We start from the raw sequence: 16,213 nt of genomic DNA on the forward strand, positions 1-16,213 counted from the left end.
GTCCATATTGGTCTGGCCAATCAAGCTAGCCGCCGGCCTAATCGGCGCCAAGTCGTTCAACATACTGAAAATACTTGAAGTCCGCCGGGCGTCCCGAACCGCTCATATCCTGACACGCCATACCGACAAAAGCACCGGTGAAATTGGGCAGCCCGGCCAGCGTCGCTTCGTCCGACAGGATGGTGGCGTCGAAACTCTGCGGCAGCCAGGTCCATTCCCCCGTGCCCCCGGCACGGAAGGCGAAGCGCAGCACCTCATGGTCCATGGCGGCGCGCAATTCGACCGGACCGGCGGGTGCCGCGATGGCGGCGCTCATCAGGCTTTGCCCTTCGCCCTTGGGGATAACCGATAGGACCTGGATCAGCTTCTCGCCAGCATCCCCCGCCGTGAGATGGAAGAAATGATATTTCGTGCTGTTGTAATAACAGACGATCCCGGCCGCCTGCTGGAAATGCTCGGGCTCGAAATCGACGAGCGTGCGGACGTCGTGACGAAAGGCTGTCTGCCGTCGGGCGATCAGTGCCTGCTCGAAATGGCTGCCGATCGTCTCGCGCCCGAACAGTCGCAAATAGCCTGGGCGCTCGGTCAGGCTGAAGATACGCTCCGGCTGAGGTGTACGCAGCCATTGGAAGGCGTCGGGCAGCATCGGGCCGTCGAACCGATCATGTGCCTCGACCGGCGCGGGATCGGCCGCCATGGGGGTCGGTTCCGCACAGCGCAGCCAACCGTCCGCCCCCCATTCCATCCGCTGGATCGCCGTCTCGCGGCCCAGCACGCAGCAATCGCTGACGGGAAGCGGGCGGCCGCAGAGATACGCCATCCATGTCTCACCCGCCGGCGTGTCGACCAGATCGCCATGCCCGGTTCGTTGCAGCGGCGCGTCCGGCCTGTCGCGCGCAGTCAGTACCGGGCCGTCGGGATGCACCTCATAGGGTCCGAACAAATCGCGGGAGCGGGCCATCGTCACGGCATGGCCGCGTTCGGTGCCGCCCTCGGCGACCAGCAGGTGATACCAGCCGTCCCGCTTGTAGAGATGCGGCCCCTCCGTAAAGCCAAGCGCGGTGCCGTCGAAGATTCGGCGACGCTCACCCAGCAGGCAGCCGTTCGCAAGGTCCATCTCCTGGATGACGATCCCGGCAAAACGCTTGCGATCGGGGCGATGGTCCCACAGCATGTTGAGCAGCCAGCTCCGCCCGTCATCGTCATGGAACAGCGCCGGATCAAAGCCGCTGCTGTTCAGATATACGGCGTCCGACCATTCGCCATCGATCCGGTCGCTCGACACCCAGTAATTGTGGAAATCGCGCAGTGATGCGCCCTTCGCGCCGTCGACGGTCGTACGGCCATAGCGCTTCACATCGGTGAAGATCAGATGGAAGCGTCCGTCATGATAGCTCAGGTCAGGCGCCCAGACGCCGCACGAGTCCGGATTGCCGCGCATGTCGAGCTGGCTGGCCCGGTTCAGCGGCCGCGCTACCAGCGTCCAGTTCGCCAGGTCGCGGCTATGATGGATCTGGACGCCGGGATACCATTCGAAGGTCGAGGTCGCGATGTAATAATCCTCGCCGACGCGCACGATCGAGGGATCGGGGTTGAAGCCCCGCAGGATGGGATTGTGGGGGGTCATGCGGGTTTGCGCACCAAGGTCCAGAGGAGAGCCGCACCGGCGAGATCGAGCAGGCCGAGCAGAATGAAGAAGGGCTGATAACCGACCTGATCGACCAGCGAGCCGAGCGTCAGAGTAAAGATCAGCACGCCCAGATTGGCCGCCGTCCCGGACACGCCGGTCGCCGTCGCCACCTGATCCTGCGGAAACAGGTCGGAGCACAGGGTAATGACGGTGACGGACAGCGTCTGGTGGGCAAAGCCGCCCAGACACAGCAGTGCGACGGCCGCGACGGGGCTGTTGACGCTCCCGACGAACATCATCCCCGTCATCAACGCCGCGCCCAGCGTGAAGGCGCCGCGCCGTGCGTCGATCAGGTTGACGCCGCGCCGTTGGAGGAAGGCGACGACCGCCGGGCCGAACAAGCATCCCAAGTCAGCCGCGAGGAAGGGCAGCCAGGCGAACAGCGCGATCTGGGTCAGGTCGAAATGCCGCGCCTGGACGAGATAGAGCGGCATCCACAGCGACAACATGCCCCAGACCGGATCGGCGAGGAACCGCGCCGCCGCGATCGCCCAGAGGTTGCGACGGCGCAGCAGCTCGCCCAGCGGCGGACGGCGACGCTGCTTGGCGAGCGCGGCCTCCTGCCCCTCGACGATCAGCGTCCGTTCGCGCGCCGACAGCGCCCGATGCCGCCCGGGGGGCGCATACCAGAACAGCCAGGCCAGCACCCAGAGCAGCCCCAGCCCCCCCGCGACGAAGAAGGCGGCGCGCCAACTGTGATGGAATACCGCCCAGGCGACGAGCGGCGGCGCGAAGACCGCGCCGAACGACGCCCCGATCTGATAGATACCGCCCGCGACCCCGCGCTCGCGTGCCGGGAACCACTCCGCGACGACCTTCATCCCCGCCGGTTGGGCCGATCCCTCGACCAGCCCCAGCGCGCCACGCAATCCCGCAAACCCCAGCCAGCCATTGGCAAAGCCATGCCCGATGGTGATGCATGACCAGACCGCGACGAACAGGGTAAAGCCGATTTTCAGGCCGATGAGGTCGAGCAGATAACCGGCCACCGGCTGGAACATGATCCCGAACTGAAAGGCGCCGGTGATCCAGCTATATTCGGCCGAGCTGATATGCTGCTCGGCCATGATCGCGGGTGCGGCGACGCCCAGGATGCTGCGCGTCAGATAGTTGATGACCATCGCCCCCACGAACAGCGCGATGATCGTCCAGCGGATATAGGGAAAGCCCTTCACATCCGGTCCTTCGGCCTGTTCGGCATTCGTCTTTCCCATTGATCTTTTGCCCCCCATTGACCTTTCGCACTCTGCCGGGGCACGGCAGTCGGCGAGCATCGGCATAGCGTGAAGGCCGATGACCGGACAGGATGACCTTGACCAAGACCCGACGGCGCCCGCGCGGCGTGACCATCATCGATGTGGCCAAGGAGGCCGGTGTCTCGCCCATGACCGTCTCGCGGGTCATCAACGGCGACGCCGGCGTGCGTAACGAAGTGCGCGCGCATGTTCGCGAGGTCATCAAGCAGTTGAACTACACGCCCAACCTGATGGCGCGCAGTCTGGTGACGTCCAGAGAGATCCGGATCGGAGTCATCTATTCCAATCCCAGCGCCGCCTTCATGAGCGAGTTGCTGGTCGGCGTGTTCGAGGAAGCCTCGACCCGCGCGGCGCAGCTTTTCCTGTTGAAGGGCGAACAGGGGCGCCCGCCGACCCGCGAGGCGATCGAGCGGCTGATCGACCAGCGGATCGCCGGGCTGATCCTGGCGCCGCCGCTCGGCGAATCCAGCTTCGTCCGTGACATCATCCGCGAGGCGGGTCTGCCCATGGCGGTTGTCGGCGGCGTCGCGCCCGGCGCCCTGTGCGTCTGGATCGACAATGCCCGCGCCGCCTATGACATGACACGCCACCTGATCGGCCTGGGCCACCGCCGCATCGGCTTCGTCCACGGCAATCCCGACCAGTCGGCCAGCATCGAGCGTCTGGCCGGCTTTCGCCGCGCGGTCGAGGAGGAAGACGAACTGGAAACGCGGATCGTCCAGGGCGACTACAGCTACGCCTCGGGCCTGAGGGCGGGCGAGGAACTGCTGGGCGGCGAACGCCCGCCGACTGCCATCTTCGCGAGCAACGACGACATGGCCGCCGCGGTCGTCTCGGTCGCGCATCGGCGCCATCTGGACGTGCCGGGGGACCTGACCGTGGCAGGCTTCGACGACAGCACCGCCGCGACGACCCTGTGGCCGCCGCTGACCACCATCCATCAGCCGGTCCGTGCGCTGGCGACATCCGCGCTTCAGATGCTGATCCAGGATATTCGCGGAGGGGTTCCCACGACCGACGGTCAGCCGCGCGTCACGGTGCTGGAGCACCAGCTGATCGAACGCGACTCCGCCGCCCCGCCGCGCTCTTAGGTCGGGGCGGCATGACGTCGAGTCACCCCTCCCCTTCAGGGGAGGGGCAGGGGGTGGGGCGCTTCCGCAAGCGTGGCGCTCGTGGTGAGGCCCCACCCCAACCCCTCCCCTGAAGGGGAGGGGCTCGCTCTGAAACCGCAAAATGCCATGCTCCATACGCCTCCTACCGCGCCGAGGCCGTCACACCGGCATCGGTCTGCACGACCGGCTTCATCGTCCCGTCGGGATTATAATGAAGCCGTTCGACCGTCACCGCACGCCGCCCGATCGCACCGCTCTGGTCGCCGATCGCCAGGTTCGCATTGTGCAGGAACAGATAGGACTTGCCCTTGAACTCGGCGATGCCGGGATGGATCGTAAAGCTGTACTTGCCAGATCCGGTCAGCAGCCCGCGATAGGTCCACGGCCCCTTCAGCGAGGGCGCGGTGGCATAGGAGATATGCTCGTCCCGCTGCGTCGTCCGGTCGAGCGAGGCATAGGTCAGGTAATAGAGATTGCCCCGCTTGTGCAGCCAGGGTCCTTCCTCGAAATGCGGCGGCGTGATCTCGGTGATCGGACCGTCGATCTCGATCATGTTGGGCTTGAGCTTGGCGATATAGCATTGCCGGTTGCCCCACGCGATCCAGGTCGTGCCGTCGTCATCGGTCATGACGGTCGGGTCGATGTCCTCCCAGCTATGCGTGCCCTTGGGCGTCATCTCGTTAGTGACGAGCGCAGAGCCTTTGGCATCGACGAACGGCCCGGTCGGCTTGTCGGAGACGGCGACCGCGATCGCCTTGCCCGGATGGGTGTTGTCATGTTCGACCGCGGCATAGAACCAGTATTTGCCGTTCTTGTAGATCGCCTGACTGGCCCATGCGTCCTTCTTGGCCCATTTGAAGTCCTTGACGTTCATGATGGCCCCGTGCGGCGTCCAATTCCGCATGTCGGTGGTCGAATAGACCAGCCATTCCTTCATGTTGAACATCTCGTCGCGCTGCGCCTCGTCATGTCCGACATAAAGGTACAGGCGATTGCCCACGACCAGCGGCGCGGGGTCCGCCGTGAACTTGTCGCGGATGATCGGGTTGCTGCCCGGCCGGTCGGCCGCCAGCGCAACCCCGGATACGGCCAGCAGCAGGAAGGGTGCGATCATCCGCGATATCATCATGGTTTTCGGTTCCGTCAGAAGTTGAAGCGCACGCCCGCACGGTACACCCGCCCAAGCACGTCATAGAGCGCCGGGTTGACGAAAAAGGGCGAAGGCGCGGGATCGCGATTAAATACGTTATCGACCTTGAAATAGGCTGTGACCGCCTTGGTCACGTTATACGTGCCGCCCACGTCGAAATAGAAGGCACCGGGGATGAAATTCCGGTCGATGGTCGGCCGGTTCGCGGTCGAGGCCGGGCAGCCCGTCGTACACTGGACATATTGATTGCCCAGCTTGCCGTCGCTGAACCAGCGTTCCTGCAGGAGCAGCGACCAATCGTCGGTAGCATAGGTCTGCACCGCCAGCCATTTCCACTTGGGTGTGTTGCCCAGGTTTACGCCCGCCGTATCATTCGGGATGGTGTTCGGCAGGCCGGTATCGGTGATGAAGCGGCGGATATTGGTCGCCAGCGCGCGCAGCGTCAGGCTGCCCGGCAGGCCCATCGGATTGCGCCAACGATAGCTTGCCTCGATGTCAAAGCCATCGGTCAGGATCGATGCCAGGTTGAACGATTGGACGTTGATGAAATTCGGACCGTTGGAATTGTTCAGGTTGAACACGCCGCACGTCTCGGGCGCGATATTGAGGTAGCATAGGTTGACGATGTCCTGCGCGCCCAGGCTGGAAATCACGTCGGTGATCTTGATCTTGTAGTAATCGACCGACAGGCTGAGGCCCGGAATGGCCTGCGAGTTCGAGAAGGCAATGCCCAGCGTGGTGTTGCGCGCGATTTCCGGCGTCAGGTTGACGTTGCCGATGGTGTTCTGCAGCGCCAGCACGGTGACGTTGCGGAACGGATCGAAAAAGCCGGGCAGCGTCGTGGTGACGGGCGCCGCGAACAGTTCCGACAGGTTGGGCGCACGAACGTCGCGTGACGTTACGCCGCGAATGCGCAAGCCGTCGACCGGCAGGTCCCAGGTGCCGCCCACCTTCCACGCCCAGACGGTGCCCGAGGTGCTGTAGTCGGTGACGCGCACCGCGCCGTTGATGTTGGCACGGCCACCCGCATCGGAATTGATGATGGGCAGGTCGGCCTCGACGAACGCTTCCTTCACGCTATAGGCGCCGGTCCCATTCTTGTAGTTGCCCGCATACCAGTTGTTGCCATCGGCCAGCAGCGCCGGGTCGGCCGGATAGGCGGCGTTGGCCGGGGTATTGGCGAAGCCCGCGCCATAGGGGTCGGCGCGTACACGATAGAATTCGTGGCGGAATTCGCCGCCGAACGCGATCGACACCGGCCCGGCCCAGGACGAAAAGGGCGAGCCCGAGAAGTTCAGGCTGATGACGTCCTGCGTCTGGCGCGTCCGCTGATAGGGGCCGTATTGCGGCATGATGTAGCTGATCGCCGCCGCCGAGGGGTTGCCGCCGAAGATGTTGAGCGGCTGGCAGCCATTGGCGCGCGCGGTCGCATCGGCGCAGACGATCGCGCCGTTCAGCGTGGTGGCGTTGATCGCCTGGTTGAAGCGGCGCGACAGCATGATGTTGCTGACATCGACATCGGTATAGTTGGTGCCGTGCTCGAAATACATGTCGTAGGACCAGTCGGACCCTGCGACCGTTTCGCGCCCCTTGGCACCCGCGACGAAGCGGAACTGGCGGCGATCGGTGTAAACCTGGGTGTTGCCGAGCGCGGCGTTGCTGGTGCCATATTGGAAATTGGTGATGCCCGCCGTGGCGCATTGCGCCTTGACGAGGGCGGGGACGTAAGGATTGGCACACTGAATGGTCAGGTTGGGCCGGTTCTGCCCACCAACCGGCTGATTGTTGGTCTTCACCTGGCCGATATTGATCGTGCCGTAAATCTCGCCATTGGGTGCGAAGTCATAGCCGATCCGGCCATAGCTGTTCACCCGCTGGATCTTCGACTGGAGCGAGCGTCCGGCATCGACATTGCCCGACAAGTCGCCGCCCTGGCAGAAGCCCGGGAGACAGCCGCGGACATTGCCCGCCGCGTCACGCGCGGGCACGCCGTTCGAGCCGTATTGGAACTGGAACGGATTGCCCGACTGATCGAAAGCGATGCCCTGAAGAGGCCCTGCGGTAATCAGGCCATATTTGGTGTAATTGTAGGACTGGGCATAGTCGCGAAACAGATATTGCGGCGATCCGTCGTTCAGGACGTTGCGGTTGATGAGCGTCGACTGACGGAACCAGTCACGCCCGCCCGCCAGACCGATGCCGAACTGACCGCCGCCCACGCCGTCCTCATGCGCATATTCGGTGCTGGCGATGACGTGCAGCGTATCGTTGAACAGGCTGGTGCCACCGGCCAGCTGGATCAGCACCTGCCGATCGTCGCCATAGGTGGTCACACCGCCCTGGATATTGCCCTTGATCCCCTTGAACCGGGTATCGGTGATGAAGTTGACCACGCCACCGACCGCGTCCGAACCATAGGAGGCCGAGGCACCGCCATTCACGACGTCGACCCGCTTGATCAGCAGCTGTGGGAACAGGCTGATGTCGGGCACGCCGGTCACGTTCGCGCCGACGACCCGCTGCCCGTCGAGCAGGGTCAGGGTACGGATCGCCCCGACGCCGCGCAGCGAGAAGGAGCTGAGCCCCTGCTGCCCGCTGGACGTGCTGAAAGTGTTGACGGAAGTGCCGGTCGATCCCTGAAGCGAGGGCAGCTGCGCGATCGTGGTGAAGACGTTGGGCTGCGCATTGGCGGCAATCTGTTCCTCACCGATCACCGTCGTCGGCGTGGGCGCCGTGAAGCCGCCGGTCGTGATGCGGGACCCCGTCACGATGATGTCGCGGGCGCTGGCTTCTTCATTCTGATCGGTGGTATCGCCCGGCACGGTGGCCTGCGCGACCGGCGTGGACTGCGCGCCCTGATCGGAGGCCGTCTGCGCCCAGGCCGGTGCGGCCATCATGCCGGTGGCGATAACCGCCAGGCTAGCGGCCCCCAAGGCACGATGGCGCAAGCGCCGGGCATATGTTCCCGTCTTCATCATGATCCTCACCCTCTGGTTTCTATCTTATCTGGTAACGTTACCAGCTTCATTTCCTGTTTTACGACGCCTGTCAATGTCAGAAAATGTTAAGGGTATCGGACGCACCGGATATGGCGCCGAAATGCAACAGTTGGCCCTCTACCTCTTTAAAAGATCCGGTGCGGTCATGACGAACGAAGTCGCCAGCGCCTTTGCGGAGGACCTCCGCTTCGAAATCCAGGGGGATGTCGGCGCTTTGCCCTGGATCGGTCAGAAGACGGGACGACAGGCGATGACGGATTTCCTGCGCGACCTCCGCGCGCTGACCGACCCCTTGTCCTTTGAGGTCTACGATATCCTCGCAAGCGACACCCGCGCCGTAGTCCTGGGATCGCTTCGGAGCCGGATCACCGCAACGGGCAAGATCACCGCTTCGCAATTCGCCCTGGTGTTCACCGTCGCAGATGGCGCCATCGTCCGCTTTCAGATGCTCGAAGACAGCTATGACGTGTCACGGGCGGCGCGATGATCATGAGGTGCGTGCGCGGCGCGACTGGATAAGATAGCCGCCCGGCTTCGCGCCGCTCAGCCCTTGGCGCAGTCCGCGCAGCGACCACGCACCTCGATCACCGGGCGCTCGGGGCGGAATCCCGCGCCGATCGCTGCATCGCGGACCGCGCCGGTCAGACGATCGTCGTCGATATGGGTAATCTGCCCGCATTTGTCACACACCAGGAAGATGCAGTCGTGCAGACAGTCGGGATGCGCGTTGGCGACATAGGCATTGGCGCTCTCCACCCGCCGCGCCAGATTGGCGCCCACGAACAGGTCGAGGATGCGATAGACGCTGTTCGCCGCCACCCGGCGCCCCTGTGACTGCGACATGACATCGGCGATGTCATAGGCCGAGGCGGGCTTGTCGAACCCTGCGAGCGCTTCGAACACGCTGGCGCGCATCGCCGTCCACTGCTCCCCCGCACGCTCCAGGGTGGCCTTGGCCGCGACGGAAAGGTCGGCCCCGCGAGGCTCCTGATGGTGATGCACATGCGCCATGGTCGGGATTTAGGCGGTGGCGCCCCGGCGGGCAAGGTCCAGGACGACGGGGCATTCGGTCCACTATCGCGCGCGGGCGCGCCGTCCTATGGTTGGGCCATGCTGCAACCGAGCCCCGCCTTCATGATGACCACCCGTCCCCGCGCCGTTGCCCGCTGGCTGTTCGCGGTCGCCGGGCTGATCGTCGCCATGGTCGTGGTCGGCGGGATCACGCGCCTGACCAACAGTGGGCTGTCGATCACCGAATGGAAGCCGATCACCGGCATCATCCCCCCGCTGACCGAAGCCCAGTGGCAGGCCGAGTTCGCCAATTACAAGCGCATCCCGGAATATTGGACCGTCAACCGCGACATGACGCTCGCCGGGTTCAAGGCAATCTTTTTCTGGGAATATCTACACCGCGTCCTCGGCCGGGTGATCGGCCTGGCCTTCGCCCTGCCCCTGATCTGGTTCTGGGCGCGCAAGGCCATTCCGGCCGGATACAAGCCGCGCCTTCTGGCCTTGCTCGCTCTTGGAGGTTTGCAGGGCGCGATCGGCTGGTGGATGGTCGCCTCGGGACTCGTCGAGCGCACCGATGTCAGCCATATCCGGCTGGCCGTCCATCTGTTGACGGCGCTGTTCATCCTGGCGGGGATCGTCTGGACCGCGCTGGACCTGATGGCGCTTTATCGCAACCGGCTGGCGGCGCCTGCCCGACTGACACGGCTGGGCGCAGGCGCCATCGTGGCGCTGTTCGTCCAGCTGCTGTTCGGCGCGCTGACCGCCGGGCTGGATGCGGGCTATGCCTTTTCCAGCTGGCCGCTGATGGGTGATGCCTGGTTCCCGGCGGGCACGCCGATGATGACGCCCGCCATCGCCAATGTCTTCGACAATCCGGTCGTGGTGCAGTTCATCCACCGCTGGTTCGCCTTTGTCGCGGCGGGCCTGCTCGTCTGGGCGGCGGCGCGCGCGATCGGCCATGGCGCGCTGCGCGCCGGATGGCTGGTGATCCTTCTCGTCGTCGTGCAGATCGGCCTGGGCATCGCGACGCTGTTGTCCGGCGTGCAGATCGACATTGCGGTGGCGCATCAGGCCAATGCCGCGCTGTTGCTGATCGCCGCGACCGCCGCCGCGCATCGGCTGGGCCGGGGCCACGGCCGCATCGCCAATAGCATCATGGTATCATAATACCCGTCAGCAAAGCCCCACTTTGCTTGACATTTTGGGGCCTCTCCAGCATTGGACCCTCGTTCTCGCCGCCCGGTCATACGGGCGGCGTGTTGCATTTCAAACCGAAAGGTCTCTCGCCCATGAAGGCGCTCATGAAGACCACCAAGTCGGCCAAGCCGCACGAAGTGGAAAAGAAGTGGCATATCGTCGATGCCGACGGTCTGGTTGTCGGCCGTGCCGCCAGCATCATCGCGAACATCCTGCGCGGCAAGCACAAGCCGTCCTTCACCCCCCATGTCGATTGCGGTGACAATGTCATCGTCATCAACGCGGACAAGGTGCGCTTCACCGGCAACAAGCTGGGCCAGAAGGTGTATTACAAGCACACCGGTTATGCCGGTGGTATCAAGGGCATCACCGCCGCCAAGGTCCTGGAAGGCCGCTTCCCCGAGCGCGTCCTGGAGAAGGCCGTCGAGCGTATGATCCCGCGCGGTCCGCTGGGTCGTGAGCAGATGCGCAACCTGCGCATCTTCGCCGGCACCGAGCATCCGCACGCCGCTCAGAACCCCGAAGTCCTCGACATTGCGTCGATGAACCGCAAGAACAAGGTGGGCGCATAATGTCCGATAACCGCCAGTCGCTCGCCGATCTCGGCGCCACCCTGAACCAGCAGGCCGCTGCCGCTCCGGCGCAGACCGCCGCTGCCGGTGAAGCGCCTGCCGCTCCGGCGGAGCGCGTCAGCACCACCCCGCTGCGTCAGCAGGAACTGGACAAGTTCGGCCGCGCCTATGCGACCGGCCGTCGTAAGGACGCCGTCGCTCGCGTCTGGCTGAAGCCGGGTTCGGGCAAGATCACGATCAACGGTCGTGACCAGGAAGTGTATTTCGCACGTCCGACGCTGCGTCTCGTCATCAACCAGGTGTTCGGCATCACCGAGCGCGAAGGTCAGTATGACGTGATCTGCACCGTCAAGGGCGGCGGTCTGTCGGGCCAGGCCGGCGCGGTCAAGCACGGCATCAGCCAGGCGCTGACCAAGTACGAGCCGATCCTGCGCGCGCCGGTCAAGGCCGCTGGCTTCCTGACCCGCGACAGCCGCGCTGTCGAGCGTAAGAAGTATGGCCGCGCCAAGGCGCGTCGCAGCTTCCAGTTCTCGAAGCGCTAAGTGCGGGCAGCCGTGGATTGCGAAAGCAATCCGCGGACTCGCCACGGCGGGCGGCAGGAACGGCGATGCTGTTCATGTCCGACGACGTGGCACTTGGCCTCGTGCAAAAGGAGCGGTCCGGCAACGGGCCGCTCTTTTCGTTTGGAGCGAACACCACCCGCCGACAGGACAAGGAACCAATGTCGAACCCCTTGTGGATTCCCGCCACCATCGCGGCCGCGACATTCCAGGTCGGCCGCAACGCCCTGCAACGCGGCGTCATGTCCTCGTCGGGGCCATGGGGCGCGACATTGGTCCGGTTCCTGTTCGGCCTGCCCTTCTCCATCCTGTTCGTCACGGCCGCTTATTTCGCCATGCCGGGGGCCGATCTCCATTGGAGCGGCGCCTTTTGGCTGTCGGCAATCGTCGGCGCCGCATCTCAGGTGCTGGCGACGGCGGCGCTCCTCGATGCGATGCAGCGTTCGGGCTTCGCGGTCGGCACCGCGCTCCAGCAAAGCTCGCTGCCGCTCGCCGCACTGCTCGGCCTGATCGTCTATCACGACCGGATCAGCGGGGTGGCCTGGGTCGGCGTGGCCATCACAACTGCCGGGCTGGTCGCGCTGTCCTGGCCGCCGCCTGAACAGCGTCGTGCCTCCCTGATCGGGGCGGCGATGGGGCTGGCCTCAGGGCTGTTCTTCGGCTTTTCGCTCAATGCCTTTCGCCATGCCGCATTGGCGCTCGACCCCGCCCATCCGGTCTTCGCCGCGCTGGTCTGCGTAGCAGTCGTCCAGGCGATGCAGACAGTTGCGCTTGGCCTGATCCTCGCCTGGCGCGATCCGGCGACCTTGACGGAGGTGGCACGCCGCTGGCGGCCGTCGCTGGGCGCCGGACTGTGCGGGGCTTGCGCCTCCGCCGGTTGGTTCGTCGCACTTGCTCTCTCCCCGGCCGCCCCCGTGCGGGCGCTGGGCATCATCGAGGCGCCGATCGCCGCCATGGCCGGTCACCGGCTGTTTCGCGAACGACTGGGCGCACGTCAGCTCCTGTCGGGCATAGCCATCGTCGGCGGGGTTCTGCTGACTACCCTGTTCTGACGTCCGATCTCCTGGGCCGGAATGTCATACGGGCTTCACCAAAGGAGCGACCGACTTAGGGCATGATATTCCGGCTCTGTTAGGAGGATAGCCGATGCCAATGGCCCGCGTCGTGACACCCAACGTGCCCCTGGCAATGGCTGGGGCCGCGTCGGCCGCAATGAGCGGTCGTTCTGCTATCAGACGTTTCGCGCGCCCGCCTCGCGCCCATCGGCCCGAGCCGGCGTGCGCTGATCCTGATCGGCGGTCACGCCGATGCCAGTTATGAGGCGCGCCGGTCCTTCGATCGTCACATGGTTCGCCGCATGGAGATAAGGCATGGCGAGATGAAGACGATCGAGCAGGCCACCGATTATCACGACATGACCGAACAGGCCACGAACCTGTAAATCTTATGGAGCCATCGATCTCGACCGGGATACACTGCGGATGAAGATGGGGCTGAATGACCTCGCCTGGGTTTGGCGACGTGAAATGGGGCGGGTCGTTCCCTTTCTCCCCGTGGCGATCACAGTCTCCTGGTTGCTAAACCGGAAAGCCGCATTTGAGGCGCAGTCGGAGAGTCCGTGATGAAGCCAAGCCCGTTTTCCCATTTGACGGCTGCGTGGCTTATCGCCGCATCCGCATCGGCTGTCGCGGCTGCTCCGGGGCCGGTCGACCTCTCGCGTCCTTTCGGTATCGCGCCCGGCTGGCAGCTGCTCAGCCACCAAGGCCCCGCCATCGAAGATGCGGGCGGCGATCCAGCGCCCGGCGCGCTGCATCTTTGCATCACGCACGACCACGGTAGGACCTGCCGCCCCGCGCTCGACGACATGTTCGCAATGCCCGGCAACAAAAGCGTTTTCGACACAGCCCATTATCTAAACGAAGCGCGTGTCGTTCATCCTCGCCCGGGCCATCCTCTCCTCTGGGTTCAGGTCGCCAGCATGTATAGCGGCGACGGCGATCAGCGCGTCGGCCGCGTCGCATTGGCCTATGACCGCGCGGCTGATCGCTTCGTGCCCGTTTTTCGTCAATGGACAGGCCACAACAACAATCAGGAGGTACGATTCATCAACAAGGGGCCGCTGCGCGGCACCATCATCTCTGCCGAGCCGACGTCCGATCCACCATTCGGCTTCTGGATCACGGTTAACCAGATGAACGGCAGCGGGCATTATGCCCCCATACTCCGCTATCGCAGCGGGACGCGCTATGGCGACGGCAATCCGCTGGCGGTGATAGATTCGGAAATGCCCGAAACCCTGCGCCGGTTGAAGCTGTGGCAGCCGGGACAGAAGCTTCCCCTGCCCGATCGCGCCTGCCCCAAACCCCGGCTGATCGGCCAAGTCCTATGGTGCACCGATCCGCCTGCCAAGCCGCTCGGCTAGGGCAGGCGATCAGAGGCGGACGATCGCGGTGGCGATGCGTTCGGCTTCTTCCGGATCGTGCGTGACCATCAGGATCGGGATGCCGCTCCGATCGCGCACCGCTACCAGCGCATCGAGAATATCCCCCCGCCGCGCCCGGTCGAGCGACGACAGCGGCTCGTCCAGCAGCAGCACGCGCGGATCGCTGAGCAAAGCCCGCCCGATCGCGACCCGCCGCGCCTCGCCGCCGGACAGGCTGCGCGGCCAGCGGTCGAGCAGATGGCCGATGCCGAGCATCGCGATGATCCCGTCCCAATCGCCGCCGCCCCGGCCCATGCCGTAACGCAGATTGGCCGCGACGCGCCGGTGTGGAAACAGGCGCGGCTCCTGAAAGACATAGCCGATGCGGCGATGCTCGGGGCGGACATCGATCCGGGCGGTGGCGTCGAACAGCGTTTCGCCTCCGACACGCACATGGCCGCTTTCGGGTCGGACAAGCCCGGCGACCATTTGCAGGATCGTGGTCTTGCCGACCCCCGACGGGCCGAACAACACGGTCGCGCCCGGCCCGGTGACGAAGCGCGCGGCGATCCGCCCCTCGCCGCGCCGCACCGCGACATCGACGTCAAAGGACATGCAGCCCCCGCCCCATCCGCCGCGCCAGCCATTCGGAGGCGATCAGCGCGACCAGCGACAGCACGACCGACACGCTGGCCAGCCGCCAGACCATGTCCTCGCCCCCCGGCCGCTGGAGCGCGGAATAGATGGCGAGCGGGAGCGTCGCCGTCTCGCCGGGGACATTGGAAACGAAGGTGATCGTCGCCCCGAACTCACCGATCGAGCGGGCGAAACCCAGCACCATGCCCGCCAATATGCCAGGGGCGCAGAGCGGCAGGGTGATGGTGGCAAAGACCCGCGCCCGCCCCGCCCCCAGCGTCCGCGCGGCCTGTTCCAGCCGCGGATCGACCGCCTCGATCGACAGGCGTATTGCCCGCACGACCAGTGGCAGGGCCATGACGGCCGCCGCAATCGCCGCCCCCGTCCAGCGGAACAACACGCTCACCCCGAACCAGTCAGCCAGCCATCGCCCGACCGGCCCCGCAGGCCCGAAGGCGAGCAACAGTGCCCAGCCGGTGACGACCGGCGGCACGACCAGCGGCAGATGGACGATCCCGTCGAGCAGCACGCGCCCCGGAAACCGCCCCCGCGCCAATGCCCAGGCAAGAACGAAAGCGATCGGCAAGGTCACGAGCATCGCCGTGCCGCCGATGAGCAGCGACAGGCGGACGATTCCCCACTCCTCGGCCGACAGGATCACGGCTTCACCGCGTCGAGAAGCCGTAGCGCCGGAAGATCGCCTTGCCCTCGCCCGACAGCAGAAAGCGGCGGAAATCTTCTCCTTCCGGGTTGGTCGAAGCCTTCAGCCGGGCGAGCGGATAGGTGATCGGTGGATGGCTGGCCGCCGGGAACACGCCGACCACCCGCACGCGCGGCGAAGCCTTGGCATCGGTGGCATAGACGATGCCGTAAGGGGCCGCGCCCCGCTCGACGAGCGCAAGGGCGGCGCGGACATTCTCGGCGCGCACGACATGCGGAGCGACCATCGCCCAGGCGCCCAGTTTCTCAAGTGCAGCCTTGCCGTACTTACCCGCAGGCACGCTGTCGGTATCGGCCATGGCGAGCGGCCCGCCGGACAGCGTCTTGCCCAGCGTTCGCGTCGTCACCTGTACGCCCTTACCCGTCGGCGCAATGACGACCAGCCGGTTGCCGAGAAACGCGCTGCGGGTCTTGTCGGCCAGCAAGCCGCCTTTTTGCAGGACGTCCATCCACGCCTCATCCGCCGAGGCGAACAGGTCCGCCTTGCCCCCCGCCTGCACCTGCCGGGCGAGAGCCGAGGACGCGGCGAAGGAGATGACCGGGCGCGGGTGGCCCTTCTTCGCCCAGGCGTCGGCAGCGGCGGTCATCGATTCCTGGAGACTGGCGGCGGCCAGGACCAGCGGGGCACGGTCCTGTGCAATCGCCGGGGCCGAAAGGCTCAGCGCGCCGACCAGCGCGGCAAATCGAAATCCCATCATCGGCGTCCCCCTTTCGCCCTGATGGCGTCGATAGGATGTAACGCACAAGGAACGATTTTATCCCGTTTATCCAAACGCAAAATTCCTCCCCTGCGAGGGGAGGTGGCAGGCCGCAGGCCTGACGGAAGGGGTGTTGCCCTCTCGATAGCGGGACGCCCCTCAACCAGCTGCGCTGGTACCCCTCCCCTTG

At 65.3% G+C, this 16,213-nt stretch carries 15 protein-coding genes; 7 read left to right on the top strand and 8 right to left on the bottom strand.

Annotated features, from left to right (window positions below):
• Positions 1–37 precede the first annotated feature (37 nt).
• Both GGR45_RS16970 and GGR45_RS16975 read right to left on the bottom strand, forming a co-directional pair.
• On the bottom strand, positions 38–1,627 hold the full coding sequence (locus tag GGR45_RS16970) for a glycoside hydrolase family 43 protein (RefSeq protein WP_175311010.1): 1,590 nt from the start codon (positions 1,625–1,627) through the stop codon (positions 38–40).
• On the bottom strand, positions 1,624–2,904 hold the full coding sequence (locus GGR45_RS16975) for an MFS transporter (RefSeq protein WP_175311011.1): 1,281 nt from the start codon (positions 2,902–2,904) through the stop codon (positions 1,624–1,626). Before GGR45_RS16975 ends, GGR45_RS16970 begins: the two co-directional genes overlap by 4 nt.
• 92 nt (positions 2,905–2,996) lie before the next feature.
• On the opposite strand from GGR45_RS16975, the gene GGR45_RS16980 reads away from it, so the two are divergent.
• Positions 2,997–4,037, top strand: a complete 1,041-nt coding sequence (locus tag GGR45_RS16980) for a LacI family DNA-binding transcriptional regulator (protein WP_175311012.1) — start codon at positions 2,997–2,999, stop codon at positions 4,035–4,037.
• 163 nt (positions 4,038–4,200) lie between these two features.
• Here GGR45_RS16980 and GGR45_RS16985 read toward each other — a convergent pair whose 3' ends face one another.
• Complete coding sequence (locus GGR45_RS16985) at positions 4,201–5,172, bottom strand: glycoside hydrolase family 43 protein (protein WP_246358288.1); 972 nt, start codon at positions 5,170–5,172, stop codon at positions 4,201–4,203.
• 29 nt (positions 5,173–5,201) lie between these two features.
• Complete coding sequence (locus GGR45_RS16990) at positions 5,202–8,186, bottom strand: TonB-dependent receptor plug domain-containing protein (protein ID WP_246358289.1); 2,985 nt, start codon at positions 8,184–8,186, stop codon at positions 5,202–5,204.
• Here GGR45_RS16990 and GGR45_RS16995 point away from each other — a divergent pair.
• Entirely contained in the window at positions 8,185–8,694 is a 510-nt protein-coding gene (locus tag GGR45_RS16995; protein ID WP_246358290.1) for a nuclear transport factor 2 family protein, read from the top strand. The two genes, GGR45_RS16990 and GGR45_RS16995, sit on opposite strands and share 2 nt — an antisense overlap.
• A 56-nt stretch (positions 8,695–8,750) precedes the next feature.
• Here the strand turns inward: GGR45_RS16995 and GGR45_RS17000 are convergent, their stop codons facing one another.
• Positions 8,751–9,218 (bottom strand): Fur family transcriptional regulator, encoded by a 468-nt coding sequence (locus GGR45_RS17000; protein ID WP_175311014.1) that lies wholly within the window; start codon positions 9,216–9,218, stop codon positions 8,751–8,753.
• A 99-nt stretch (positions 9,219–9,317) separates the two neighbouring features.
• Here GGR45_RS17000 and GGR45_RS17005 point away from each other — a divergent pair, with 99 nt between their 5' ends.
• The 5 genes from GGR45_RS17005 (at position 9,318) to GGR45_RS19555 (ending at position 13,969) form a co-directional block, all read left to right on the top strand.
• Positions 9,318–10,385, top strand: a complete 1,068-nt coding sequence (locus GGR45_RS17005) for a COX15/CtaA family protein (RefSeq protein WP_175311015.1) — start codon at positions 9,318–9,320, stop codon at positions 10,383–10,385.
• Between the two features lie 122 nt (positions 10,386–10,507).
• Positions 10,508–10,987, top strand: a complete 480-nt coding sequence (gene rplM / locus GGR45_RS17010) for a 50S ribosomal protein L13 (RefSeq protein ID WP_175311016.1) — start codon at positions 10,508–10,510, stop codon at positions 10,985–10,987.
• Positions 10,987–11,529: a 30S ribosomal protein S9 gene (rpsI, locus tag GGR45_RS17015; protein ID WP_175311017.1), complete on the top strand. Its 543-nt coding sequence runs from the start codon at positions 10,987–10,989 to the stop codon at positions 11,527–11,529. Before rplM ends, rpsI begins: the two co-directional genes overlap by 1 nt.
• Positions 11,530–11,708: 179 nt before the next feature.
• Positions 11,709–12,599, top strand: coding sequence for a DMT family transporter (locus GGR45_RS17020; protein WP_175311018.1), 891 nt, complete (start codon positions 11,709–11,711; stop codon positions 12,597–12,599).
• A 926-nt stretch (positions 12,600–13,525) separates the two neighbouring features.
• Positions 13,526–13,969, top strand: a complete 444-nt coding sequence (locus tag GGR45_RS19555) for a hypothetical protein (protein WP_175311019.1) — start codon at positions 13,526–13,528, stop codon at positions 13,967–13,969.
• 9 nt (positions 13,970–13,978) lie between these two features.
• Here GGR45_RS19555 and GGR45_RS17030 read toward each other — a convergent pair whose 3' ends face one another.
• The 3 genes from GGR45_RS17030 to modA are packed head-to-tail and all read right to left on the bottom strand — an operon-like array spanning position 13,979 to position 16,023.
• On the bottom strand, positions 13,979–14,584 hold the full coding sequence (locus tag GGR45_RS17030) for an ATP-binding cassette domain-containing protein (RefSeq protein ID WP_175311020.1): 606 nt from the start codon (positions 14,582–14,584) through the stop codon (positions 13,979–13,981).
• Positions 14,574–15,263: a molybdate ABC transporter permease subunit gene (gene modB, locus GGR45_RS17035; protein ID WP_175311059.1), complete on the bottom strand. Its 690-nt coding sequence runs from the start codon at positions 15,261–15,263 to the stop codon at positions 14,574–14,576. The genes GGR45_RS17030 and modB overlap by 11 nt, the downstream gene beginning before the upstream one ends.
• A gap of 7 nt (positions 15,264–15,270) precedes the next feature.
• The gene (modA, locus tag GGR45_RS17040; RefSeq protein WP_175311021.1) at positions 15,271–16,023 is read right to left on the bottom strand and encodes a molybdate ABC transporter substrate-binding protein; all 753 of its coding nucleotides are present in this window, start codon (positions 16,021–16,023) and stop codon (positions 15,271–15,273) included.
• Between the last annotated feature and the right edge of the window lie 190 nt (positions 16,024–16,213).

It is taken from the genome of Sphingomonas zeae (assembly GCF_014197135.1).
Lineage (GTDB): Bacteria > Pseudomonadota > Alphaproteobacteria > Sphingomonadales > Sphingomonadaceae > Sphingomonas > Sphingomonas zeae.

What these genes read in the sequence shown, in the direction of transcription:
- GGR45_RS16970 (WP_175311010.1), bottom strand. Translation starts at nt 1,627, where the DNA reads ATGACCCCCCACAATCCCATCCTGCGGGGCTTCAACCCCGATCCCTCG.
- GGR45_RS16975 (WP_175311011.1), bottom strand. Translation starts at nt 2,904, where the DNA reads ATGGGAAAGACGAATGCCGAACAGGCCGAAGGACCGGATGTGAAGGGC.
- GGR45_RS16980 (WP_175311012.1), top strand. Translation starts at nt 2,997, where the DNA reads ATGACCTTGACCAAGACCCGACGGCGCCCGCGCGGCGTGACCATCATC.
- GGR45_RS16985 (WP_246358288.1), bottom strand. Translation starts at nt 5,172, where the DNA reads ATGATCGCACCCTTCCTGCTGCTGGCCGTATCCGGGGTTGCGCTGGCG.
- GGR45_RS16995 (WP_246358290.1), top strand. Translation starts at nt 8,185, where the DNA reads ATGATCCTCACCCTCTGGTTTCTATCTTATCTGGTAACGTTACCAGCT.
- GGR45_RS16990 (WP_246358289.1), bottom strand. Translation starts at nt 8,186, where the DNA reads ATGATGAAGACGGGAACATATGCCCGGCGCTTGCGCCATCGTGCCTTG.
- GGR45_RS17000 (WP_175311014.1), bottom strand. Translation starts at nt 9,218, where the DNA reads ATGGCGCATGTGCATCACCATCAGGAGCCTCGCGGGGCCGACCTTTCC.
- GGR45_RS17005 (WP_175311015.1), top strand. Translation starts at nt 9,318, where the DNA reads ATGCTGCAACCGAGCCCCGCCTTCATGATGACCACCCGTCCCCGCGCC.
- rplM (WP_175311016.1), top strand. Translation starts at nt 10,508, where the DNA reads ATGAAGGCGCTCATGAAGACCACCAAGTCGGCCAAGCCGCACGAAGTG.
- rpsI (WP_175311017.1), top strand. Translation starts at nt 10,987, where the DNA reads ATGTCCGATAACCGCCAGTCGCTCGCCGATCTCGGCGCCACCCTGAAC.
- GGR45_RS17020 (WP_175311018.1), top strand. Translation starts at nt 11,709, where the DNA reads ATGTCGAACCCCTTGTGGATTCCCGCCACCATCGCGGCCGCGACATTC.
- GGR45_RS19555 (WP_175311019.1), top strand. Translation starts at nt 13,526, where the DNA reads ATGTATAGCGGCGACGGCGATCAGCGCGTCGGCCGCGTCGCATTGGCC.
- GGR45_RS17030 (WP_175311020.1), bottom strand. Translation starts at nt 14,584, where the DNA reads ATGTCCTTTGACGTCGATGTCGCGGTGCGGCGCGGCGAGGGGCGGATC.
- modA (WP_175311021.1), bottom strand. Translation starts at nt 16,023, where the DNA reads ATGATGGGATTTCGATTTGCCGCGCTGGTCGGCGCGCTGAGCCTTTCG.